The organism is Clostridioides sp. ZZV15-6597, assembly GCF_020657815.1.
In the GTDB taxonomy this organism is placed as follows: Bacteria; Bacillota; Clostridia; order Peptostreptococcales; family Peptostreptococcaceae; genus Clostridioides.
Genome location: NZ_JAGWCT010000020.1, coordinates 1 through 11,818 on the forward strand (window position 1 = coordinate 1; position 11,818 = coordinate 11,818).

Below are 11,818 nucleotides of genomic sequence, written 5' to 3' on the forward strand. Positions count from 1 at the left end.
TAAAAAATACTCTATTTTCTACATATCAAAATTAATTCACATAACTTTTGCTTAAATATCTACTTAAAGCATAAAAAAAATGACTTTTATATATCCTCATGGTAGAATAAAACAAATAAGTCAATAAATTAAAAATTGGAGAAAAATTATGCTAGGAATATATTTCAGTGGAACAGGTAATTCAAAATATTGTATAGAAAAATTTTTGCAGGAATATGATATGACATCAAAAGCATTTTCTATTGAAGATAAGCAATTATTACATCAAATTAGTTATCATAAAGATATTGTATTTAGCTATCCTACACAATACAGTAACATACCTAAAATATTAAAAGACTTTATAATCAATCATCAAAATTTATGGAAAGACAAGCGAGTTTTTATTATTACAACAATGGGACTATTCAGTGGAGATGGAGCAGGTATCTTAGCTCGTTTGCTTAAAAAATATGGTGCAGTCATTATTGGAGGTTTACATTTAAAAATGCCTGATAGCATTGCTGACGAAAAGGTACTAAAAAAGACTTTAGAAGGCAATAGAAAACTCATAACAAATGCAGAGCAAAAAATAAAGCATGCTGTAAAAAAATTGCAAGACGGAATGCCAACACAAGATGGAATAGGAATTTTTTATCATATAGCAGGTTTATTTGGACAAAGGCTATATTTTATTAATAAAACAAAATACTATTCAGACAAATTAAAAATAAATGCTGACAAATGTATTGGCTGTGGAAAATGTGTAAATCTATGTTGCTTGAAAAATATTGTCTTGAAAAATGGTACTGCTATACCAGGAAATCAGTGTACTATGTGTTATCGCTGTATTAATAATTGCCCAAAACAGGCAATTACCTTATTGGGTAAACGCGTAATTGAACAAAGTAAAATTGAGAAATATCTATAATACAAATTTCATTAGAATTTCATTAAGATGACTAGTTAATTTAATTGATTGAAAAAAGACAGCTGACTATTTATCAACTGTCTTTTAAATTAATACTCAATTATATAAAATCTATGTGATATACTGATTGCTTTTAAAACACCATCCTTAACATACATCAAGATTAGTTTAAATCATTTATTTTTACATTTCCTTTGGGCAAGTATAACGTGCCATTCCCTTGCTATGTTCACCATATTCAATAGCTTCTTTTGGACATCGACATATACAGGCCATGCAATGAGTACAATGATTTCCCCAGTTTGGCTTTCCATCATTAAGATGTATATTTTCAAGTGGACATACATTTTCACATTTCTTACAAGAAACACAAGCATCTGTAACATAAAATTTTTTAGAATGAACAAATATTGGATAAAATATATTATTGACAAAGCCACTACTGAATTTAGCCTTAAATGTTGCTTTAGATTCTGGGAATGCTATATCAGTTCTAATACATTGTATCGTAGATGATATTTTCTGCTCAGCTTGTTCAATCGTTACTAAAGCTTCTTCTTTACTTGGGGTACTGAAAAGCGCAATATAGTTTTCTGGCATGATTACAGAAACACATCCCCTGTAATTCATCCCTTTTTCTTCACATAATTTATTCAAATAGGTACCTGCATTTCCAATATCAGCCCCACAGGTCATTACAAAATAAATATTCTTGTTTCCACCCAGTTCTGTTTTCATTAACCATTCATGCACAATGCGTGGAATACGCCATGCATAAGTTGGTACAACGATAACCCATGGTCTATCAGATATTAAATCAGAATAATCCCTAGTTCGAATTTTTTCAAATATATTCAATACCTCATCTTGAAGCTCTTTACTTATTTTTTTTGCCACATATTCACTGTTACCAGTACCAGAAAAATATATAATCATAATTTTAGCAACCCCTTTATAAAATTCATATTTTAAAACTATCGCATATTTTTAACTTACTTAAATATTCAGATATACTTTTTATTTATATTTTTACCCTTCTAGTTCTCTTCAATATGCATAATCCCTGCATGGTTTTTCCTTATTTCGTTAATGTTCTTTAACCATTATATCAGACAAAATAAATATTGCGACATTGGTAAAGAAACTCTTTACCATCAAAATATTATATATTATTATTTCATATCAAATACTTCGCAAATTATGTCTATCAGCTCATATATTCAAGGCTCTTGACATCATACTAGGACTCATTTAATGGCAGTAAATTAGTAGCAATAATAATCTTTAAATCTTATGAGTATGTTGCTAAATACCATATTTTAATAGTCAATCACATTTTTTAAGTATAATAATAATGTATCATACAAAAAAGCGATAAATAGTATTTTGAAATCACTTCCACAAAAACAAATAAAACCGCAAAAGCGTAGTTTCAATACGATTTTGCGGAATTTTAGAAGTTAATTTTTATCATTAAGATTCACTTTTTTACCATTTTTTATTGTTCTAAGAAATAATTTTACAAGTTCATTTGACAATAGAATAGTCGATGCAAATAATATTATCTTTATCCACATATCAAACTCTAGTGACACTGAATTGAAGAAACTTTGAAATACTTGGGTAAATATTATTTGAATAACACCTGTCACAACTATTACTTGTAATGCTAATTTATTTTTAAATAGATTTGGTATTGTACTGTTTAATCCAAATTCTCTACAATTTAATGCATTAAAAAGAGCACTGAATGCAAATAAGGAAAATATAACAGTACCTTGTTCTTCTGGAGTTGCTCCCAATATGTTGAAAGCTGATTGTGTAAATACAATTGTAATCATAAGGATAGCATTTATAATAATATTTACAGACATAGACCTAGCTATTATTCCAGAATGTCTATTTATTGGTTTTCTTTTCAATACATAATCTCTAACAGGCTCTAATCCTAATGCTAACGCTGGAGGACCATCCATTATTATGTTTACCCATAATAATTGTATTGTGGTAAAAGGCATGTCTTTACCAGTAAGTTGAGATATTATAGCAATTATAAATGCTACTATATTTACAGTAAGCTGGAACTGTATAAACCTTTGAAAGTTTTCATATATACCTCTTCCCCATTTTATTCCCTCTACTATTGTACTGAAACTGTCATCAGTCAATATTATATCAGCTGCATTTTTAGAAACTTCTGTTCCAGAAATACCCATTGCAATTCCCACATCTGCTTGACTAAGTGCAGGAGCATCATTTATACCATCACCTGTCACAGCTACAACTTCTCCACTCTTTTGAAGTGCTGAAACTATTCTCATTTTTGTATCTGGCTTGCTTCTTGCAACGATTGATATTCCCTTGATTTCTTTTCTTAATTCTTCATCTGTAAGCACATCTATATAAGTAGCTTCGACAGCTTTTTTTCCATCATTTAATAGCCCTAACTCATCTCCAATAGCAGTAGCTGTATTGATGTTATCCCCTGTAAGCATTTTTACATCTACCCCAGCACTAAAAGCTTTATCAATAGAATCTTTAACACCTTCTCTTAATGGGTCTACTATTCCTACAAATCCGCTAAAAATTAAATTTTCTTCTTTTTCATAGCCTCTTGGATTTCCTATTAAATTCAATTCTCCTTCTGATGTTATTGCTACCTCTGTGCGAGATTTAGTCATTTTTTTGTAGGCAAACCCTAAGGTTCTCATAGATTTAATCTGTAACTTTCTAATTTCATCTAAAATACTTTTTTCTATTCTTGGAGTTATTGGAACAATATTTTTACCTTGCTGTACATAAGAACATTTCTTCAGTAATACTTCTGGAGCTCCTTTTGAGAGCAATATATCTGAGTCATCTTGACGAATTAATGTCGACATTTTCTTTTCTTCTGAGCTAAATGGTATTTGTGAGATTAAATAAGTTTGCTTTCTCATTTCAGTATAATCTTTATCATTATGGTATAAAAGTAATGCACACTCTGTTGCACTTCCTATATATTTAAATGAATTTTCTTCTTTTTCTATATCTGCTGTTGAGTTTACTATACAATTTTCTTCAAAATAGCTATTACTCTTATATTCTCCACCACTTACATATTTACCATCAATATAAGCTACTTCTACCATCATTTTATTTTGTGTCAAAGTGCCAGTCTTATCAGAACATATTACAGAAACAGAACCTATAGTTTCACAGGCTTCTTTCTTTGTTACTAATGCATTTATCTTTGCCATCTTTTGCATTGTTATGGCTAAAGTAATATTTATCATAGTTGGCAAACCTTCTGGTACTGTTGCAACTATTAAAGCAATACAAACCATATATGCATTTTTAGCAGGCTCTAATGATTGTAAAAAAGATAAAATACTGCTTGTATCTAAAATTAGCAGACCTCTTCTTTGCATTTGTATAATCATAAACATACATAATAATGTAGCTATTACACCTGATATACCTGCTATTTTAGCTCCTAACTTACCTAATTTAATTTGTAACGGAGTTTGCTGTTCTTCATTTGATAAATTTTGTGCTATCTTGCCCATCTCCGTCTTATCACCAATACAAGTAACAACCATTATTCCTCTACCATATGCTACAAGAGTTCCTCCAAATACCATATTTATTTGCTTTGCAGGTATTGTATCTTGTTCAATTATTTCTGTTTTAGAATAAACTACTTCCATATCTAATATGGCATCAGCATTTTTAGCTACATCATCAGACTCTCCTGTAAGCATATCTTCTCTAAGCTTTAAATTTATAGACTGTATAAGTCTCCCATCTGCTGGTATCATATCTCCAGTCTCTATATACACAATATCTCCAGGAACTAAATTGTCTTTTGATATTTTAATTATCTTACCATTTCTAAGTGCTTTTACTTCTATGTTTTCTGTTAATTTTGATAAGGCATGAGCTGCCTTTTTGGATTTTCCTTCGGTTATTATACCTATGGAAATCCCAATAAAAATAGCCCCTAAAATCCCTAATGCATCATGAAGTTCTCCTACAAAAGAACTTATTACTGCTGCCCCCAGAAGAATTAATATCATTGGCTCTGTTAGACTTTCTCCCAACTCGTCCCAAAATGTTCGTCCTTCTTTTATCGTAAATTCATTTAATCCATATCTAAGTTTCCTTTCTTCTACCTCATTATCAGCAAGTCCAACTTCTGGATTTGTCTTTAAGTATTTTAAGACTTCTTTGGTAGGTTTATTATAATACCTCATAACTTTATCCCCCTTGTTAATTATATATAGAGAATTATATGCTTATGATAGCTTGTATATTACTTTTCAAAAAAAATAAGGTGTTGATTAATCAACACCTTATAGTGGTTATATATTATTAGGTTTTATGTTATAGGCTTTATAGGTTGTAGGCTACATAAATTGATATGCTTAATCTTCAAAATATCCTTCTGGATACAATGGGAATTTAGCTATAAGTTCCTGAGCTTCTACTTTACATTCATCTAATACTTCTTTGTTATCAATGTTTTCTGATACCTTATTCATTATACCTGCTATTTGTACAACTTCTTTTTCTTTGAGACCTCTTTGAGATATTGATGTAAGACCGATACGAACACCACTAGTTACAAATGGTGATTGTGGGTCATCAGGTATAACATTTTTGTTAACTGTTATTCCTACATATTCAAGAGCCTTTTCAAATTGCTTTCCTGTCAAATTTTTACTTCTTAAATCAACCATTACTATATGATTATCAGTTCCACCACTTACTATACTAAATCCATGAGAAATAAGTTCAGATGCCAAAGTTTTAGCATTCAATACTACTTGCTCCATTATCTTACGAAACTTATCTGTCCCTAGATACAATAGTGAAAATGTTTTCGCTGCAACTGTGTTAAGATGTATAGAACCTAACGTTCCTGGGAAAACACCTTTATCAAGCTTCTTTGCATGTTCAGCTTTACAAAGTACAATACCACTTCTTGGTCCACAGAAAGTTTTTGTTGTAGATGAAGAAACAAAATCTGCATAAGGTACAGGACTAGGTATTACTTTTGCCGCCACCAAACCTGCAACATGAGCCATATCTACCATAAAATAAGCTCCTACTTCTTTTGCAACATTTGAGATTCTTTCATAATCTATCAACCTTGGATATGAGCTTGCTCCTGCAATTATAAGTTTTGGTTTACACTCTTTTGCCTTCGCTTCAAGAGCATCATAATCTATACGACCAGTATTTGAATCTACCCCATAAAATTCATATTTATAAATATCATGTAAGAAGTTTACTGTACTACCATGTGTTAAGTGTCCTCCTTGGTCAAGACGCATACTTAAAACAGTATCATTTGGTTTTAATATTGCTGAATATACACAATAATTAGCTGTAGAACCTGAGTAAGGCTGTACATTTACATGTTCTGCTCCAAATATTTCTTTTGCACGTTTTATTGCTAGATTTTCAAGTTTATCTGCTTCTTCAGAGCCTGCTTGGAAACGTGCGCCTGGATAACCTTCTTCTGTTTTATTTGTAAATACACATCCACTTAATTCAAGTACTTCTGTTGGTGCTGTACTTTCAGAAGCTATCATTTCGATATTATGCTCTTGTCTAACCAACTCATCAGCTACAATTTTATATAACTCTGGGTCTGAAATTTTTGTTGTTTTTAACATAATAATCCTCCTCTTAATTAAAGAATATATTTTTTTAGTTTAATCTTTATTAATAAATTTATTATAAAGGTCTATAAAATGTAAGATATTCCTCCACCAGGTCCTAATGGTATGCCAATACCCATGAATAGTAATAATATTATTATTTCTATTAATGTAAATACTACTGAGTATGGAATCATATTCGATATGACAGTACCTATACCTATATCCTTATCATACTTTCTAGCAAAAGCTAATATTACTGGGAAATATGGGAAAAGTGGACTTATTGGATTTGTTGAAGCATCTCCAATACGATAAGCTATTTGAGTTAATGCTGGATTGAAATCTAGTAGCATAAACATTGGAACAAATATAGGTGCTAAAATCGCCCATTTTGCAGAAGCACTTCCTACAAATAAATTGATAAATCCAGATAACAATATAAATCCTATTATCAATCCATAGCTAGGTATCCCCGATTCTGCCAGTAATTTTGCTCCTGTTATTGATAAAATTGTTCCTAAGTTACTAAGATTAAATAAATTAATAAACTGAGATGCTATAAATGCTAGGACTATATATCCACCCATATCACTCATACTACTACCCATCATAGATACTAATTCTTTGTCGCTTTTTATCTTCTTACTTACTTTTCCATACACTAATCCTGGAGTTAAAAATATGATAGTGATTATAGGAACTATGCCTTTCATTAAAGGTGCATTACTAGATAGTATAGAACCAGTCTCTGGATCTTTCATAAATGCATTTTCACCTATACATAAGGCAACTATCATTACTACTACAACTAACAATGATAATAAAGCGTACTTTATACCCTTATTTTCAAGTTCACTCAATTTCTGTATATCCTTATCATTTGTTGAATCATTATATTTTGAAAAACGAGGAGCTATAAATTTTTCAGTTACAAATGCTCCTGCAAAAGTTAAAACTATCGCTGATATAAAAGCAAAATAAAGGTTCATTGCTGGATTACCTTGGTAAGATGGGTCCATCATTTGAGCTGCTGGTATTGTAAACCCAGCTAACAATACATCTGTAGTACTAAGCATAACATTTGCTGCAAATCCCCCTGCAACACCTGCAAAAGCTGCAAACATACCTACAAGAGGATGTCTTCCAATTCCTAAAAACACAAGTGCTGCAAGTGGTGGTAATATTATAAATCCTACATCTGCTGCTGTATGCGATAACATACCTGCAAATACAATTGCTACAGTTACAAGTTTTTGCGGAACTTTACTTATTCCCTTTTTCATTAACACTTCCATAAATCCAGATTTCTCAGCAACACCTGCTCCAAGCATTGTAACCAATACTAATCCTAATGGAGCAAATGACTGGAAGTTTGTAACTATACTACCTAAATATGATTGAATCTGCTCTTTCTCTAGTAGATTTACTACCTTTACAACTTCTTTTGTAGAAGGATGTATTTCTTCTACTCCTAAATTAGATATAACTGCTGACAATATTAAAACAATTATGCATAGTAATAAAAATATGGTTACTGGGTCTGGAAGTTTATTTCCTGCTCTCTCTACAACATTTAATGCTCTCATCAATAATCCACTATCTTTGTTTTTTTCCTGTGAATTAATTTTCCTCAAACTAATCACCCCCATAAACTTTATCTCCAGAAATGCTCTATCTTAAATTTTATTTTTTTAATTTATCCATATAATTTATAACAGACTGACATAGTACATTTGTACCTACTAATATAGAATTTTTATCAGCTTTAAATTTAGGATTATGCCACTGATACATACAATCTTGTTCTTTGTTGCCTACTCCTAACCAGTAAAAAAATCCTGGTGCTTTTTCCATAAATATAGAAAAATCTTCTCCTCCTGTAGAAGGTATTGGATCAACTATAGCATCTTCTGAATACAAATCACACACAGACTTACAAGCTATTGTATACATTTCTTTACTGTTTATAACGGCTGGTAGATCAAATAAATAATCTAGCTTTGCAGTTGCTTGATATCCACGAGCTATCTCACAAACTATATTTTCCAAATTTTCAGATATTTTCTTTCGTACTTCATTACTAAAGCTTCTACATGTCCCTGTCATATCTACCTTTTCTGAAATTACATTATTTGCAGTTCCTCCATTTATAGTACCTATTGATATAACAGCTGGTTCTAATGGACTTATGTTTCTGCTTACTATGGTTTGAATACCCATTATAATTGCACTTGATGCTACTATAGGATCTATTGTTCTATTTGGTATACCTCCATGACCTCCAAAACCATTTACTTCTATCCTAATAGTATCTACTGCTGCCATTAATCCACCTAACTTAACTCCCACTTTTCCACAAGGTATATCTGGGTGATTATGAAGACCAAATATAGCATCAACTTTTGGATTTTCCATTACTCCTCGTTCAACTAGCATCTTCGCACCTTTATTGACTTCTTCTGCTGGTTGAAATATAAACTTTACATTTCCATGGAGACTATCTTTAATGTGAGACAATACATATGCACATCCTACAAGGCAAGATGTATGTATATCATGTCCACATGCATGCATTATACCATCATATTTTGATTTGTATTCAATATCTACCTCTTCATATATTGGTAAAGCATCAATATCGCCTCTTAATGCTACTGTAGGACCATCGTACTTTCCTTTTAATAATCCTACTACTCCTGTCTCCATTCCCAGGTCTAATATCTCTATACCTAAACTTACTAATAAATTTTTTATAGCTTTTGTAGTCCTAAATTCTTTAAAACTTAATTCGGGGTGCATATGAATATCTGTAAAAAAATCTAAAATATCTTCTTTATACTTTTCTGAGATTAAAATAAGTTCATGCATACTAACACCTCTCCAAAATTTTATTTTTTGATTTTTTGCTAATTTAACTACAAATTATATAAGTTACTAATATTTATAAAGATAGTTTTTATAAATTTAATTTTGTTTATATATATATTTTACTATATTATTTTAATTAAATATATTATCATATTTTGCAATTTATTTAACTATTTTGACTTTTTAAATTCAGATTATATAAAAAGTTTCTTTAACTAGAAAATATTAATAAGTGGCTCTATTCCTGACTTTGTGTTGATTTCTGTCTACATGTAATTGCTTTATATACCATACAAACTAAAATTAAAAGTCCCATATAACCTGTATATGGATATAAAATATTTACTAGTTTACCAAATGGTAAAAATCCACCTATACAAGCTAAAATAGCTATTACTGTTGTTACCAATTTAAATTTAGGATGCTCATCTTCAACAATTCTATTAGTTACAGACCATAAAAGTGGAACAGCTGTTGTATAAATACCTAATATAAGTGCAACTGAGAAACATACACCTATAATAGGAGCTATATTATCCGCTAAATAAAGTGATGGTATTTCTTTCATGTACAAGTTTCCTATATCTGAAATCATAGCCAAATACATAACTATACCAGCAGTCATAAATACAACTCCACCTAATAAACCTCCCCAGAAAGCATCCTTTTTACTTTCAATAGAAGCTCCCATTCCTGTTAAAAAGACAATCATTACAATAATATTTAATGTATTATATATTACACCTGAAATGATTGGACTTTCTGATGCTTTTGTAACTTCAATATTTTTCATAGCTTCTCCAACCATAGATAAACCATCAAAATGCTTAAATAAGCTTATTAATCCAACAGCAATTGTAAATACTGCTATCACTGGTCCAATACGACCAAGTATACTTACTAATTTTTCTAGACCCATAGATACTGTAATCAAGGTAGCAACAGCCATCAACACTCTTCCAAAATAAGGATTTATACCATAATATTCAGTTAAAGTTGAGCCTGCACCAGAAATCATTACTATAAGAATCCCAAATAAAAATATTGGACTAAACCATTCGTAAAATTTTCCTAAAATCTTCCCACAATAAAAAGTGTAAATTCTTGTTGGTTCTTTGAGTTTTAATTCTCTACCTCTAGTTATAACTTCAGCACCAAGAAATGAAAATAACACCATTGATATTAACGCCCCAATCAGCCCCATATACCCTTGTGAGGCAAAAAATTGGAGTATTTCTTGACCAGTAGCAAATCCAGAACCAATTGCTGTTGCTAAATAAGCACCCGCAATACAGATAATATTTTTCACATTGACTTTGTCTGACATATTAAATTACCTCCATTATAAAGTTACCTTCTTTAACAAATATAAATTCAAAGTAAATTAAATGAAAATTCTGTCTTTTAAGAATAGTATTTGACTTACTTTTTTTATTTTTATATCTTTTTATTTTTATATCTTTTTATTTTTATTTATATATATTTTTTTATATAAATAGGTACAGCTTTTATAAGGTTTAATATTATTAAATATATTTAAAGCGCTTTAATTTTTATTATAATTAAAGTATACTTACTCAGACATATTCAAACAATTATCTATATTGACTTTTTATTTATCAATTTCGATTTTTAGTATTCAATTTATAAACTTTTGGAGTTACTCCTTTTTCTATCTTAAAGTTTTTATAGAAGTTATTCAGACTATTATATCCAACTATCTCTGCAATCTCATTTATACTTTTTGTAGTATTTTCAAGTAAATCAATAGATTTTTCTATTCTTATATGATTTAGATATGATATAAAAGTCGTATTCAAATTACTTTTAAAAATCCTAGATATATTAGATGGATTGGTTAAAAATAATTTAGCACAATCATTTAACTTTAAGTCATTGCTATAATTTAGATTTATATATTCCAGTATTTCATTTAATAAATCATTATTAGTATATTGATATCCGATAATCTTTTCTACAGACTTAGTAAATTCTTTCATATCTAATGGTTTAAGGAGTATATCTTTCACATTTAATCTCAAAGCTTTTTGAGCATATTCAAAATAGTCAAAAGCAGTTATTACTACAAAATTTATTTTTTTAGATAGGTGAGATGTTTTTTCTATTACTTCTAACCCATTGTATATTGGCATTTGAATATCTATAAAAACTATGTCTGGCTCTAAATCAATTATTTTCTCTACTGCTTCATCGCCGGATGTTGCTTTATCAACAATTTTTATTGGCATATCTTTCATTTCTATAAAGTGTGTTATTATTTTTAGAACAGCTTCTTCATCATCTATTATTAGTGCTCTTCTCATGAGAATTCCTCCCTTTTAGCTTAATAATATAAAAAAGCAAGATATATAAAACAACATAAAAACAT

General features: G+C 29.9%; 8 protein-coding genes. 1 reads left to right on the top strand and 7 read right to left on the bottom strand.

Going from position 1 to position 11,818, the window contains the following annotated elements; genetic code table 11:
• Nucleotides 1–148: 148 nt before the first annotated feature.
• Nucleotides 149–910: an EFR1 family ferrodoxin gene (locus KGF52_RS06750; protein WP_227839563.1), complete on the top strand. Its 762-nt coding sequence runs from the start codon at nucleotides 149–151 to the stop codon at nucleotides 908–910.
• Nucleotides 911–1,093: 183 nt separating this feature from the next.
• Here KGF52_RS06750 and KGF52_RS06755 read toward each other — a convergent pair whose 3' ends face one another.
• The 7 genes from KGF52_RS06755 to KGF52_RS06785 form a co-directional block, all read right to left on the bottom strand.
• Nucleotides 1,094–1,846, bottom strand: coding sequence for an EFR1 family ferrodoxin (locus KGF52_RS06755; RefSeq protein WP_227839564.1), 753 nt, complete (start codon nucleotides 1,844–1,846; stop codon nucleotides 1,094–1,096).
• Nucleotides 1,847–2,370: 524 nt separating this feature from the next.
• Nucleotides 2,371–5,145 (bottom strand): calcium-translocating P-type ATPase, PMCA-type, encoded by a 2,775-nt coding sequence (locus tag KGF52_RS06760; RefSeq protein ID WP_227839565.1) that lies wholly within the window; start codon nucleotides 5,143–5,145, stop codon nucleotides 2,371–2,373.
• 171 nt (nucleotides 5,146–5,316) lie between these two features.
• Complete coding sequence (gene glyA, locus KGF52_RS06765; protein ID WP_227839566.1) at nucleotides 5,317–6,573, bottom strand: serine hydroxymethyltransferase; 1,257 nt, start codon at nucleotides 6,571–6,573, stop codon at nucleotides 5,317–5,319.
• Between the two features lie 71 nt (nucleotides 6,574–6,644).
• Nucleotides 6,645–8,147 carry an AbgT family transporter gene (locus KGF52_RS06770; RefSeq protein WP_227839592.1) on the bottom strand — a complete coding sequence of 501 codons (1,503 nt, stop codon included), beginning with the start codon at nucleotides 8,145–8,147 and terminating at the stop codon, nucleotides 6,645–6,647.
• Nucleotides 8,148–8,244: 97 nt separating this feature from the next.
• Nucleotides 8,245–9,429 carry a M20 family metallopeptidase gene (locus KGF52_RS06775; RefSeq protein ID WP_227839567.1) on the bottom strand — a complete coding sequence of 395 codons (1,185 nt, stop codon included), beginning with the start codon at nucleotides 9,427–9,429 and terminating at the stop codon, nucleotides 8,245–8,247.
• A gap of 238 nt (nucleotides 9,430–9,667) precedes the next feature.
• Complete coding sequence (locus KGF52_RS06780) at nucleotides 9,668–10,756, bottom strand: hypothetical protein (RefSeq protein WP_227827617.1); 1,089 nt, start codon at nucleotides 10,754–10,756, stop codon at nucleotides 9,668–9,670.
• 292 nt (nucleotides 10,757–11,048) lie between these two features.
• Nucleotides 11,049–11,753 carry a response regulator gene (locus tag KGF52_RS06785; protein ID WP_227839568.1) on the bottom strand — a complete coding sequence of 235 codons (705 nt, stop codon included), beginning with the start codon at nucleotides 11,751–11,753 and terminating at the stop codon, nucleotides 11,049–11,051.
• Between the last annotated feature and the right edge of the window lie 65 nt (nucleotides 11,754–11,818).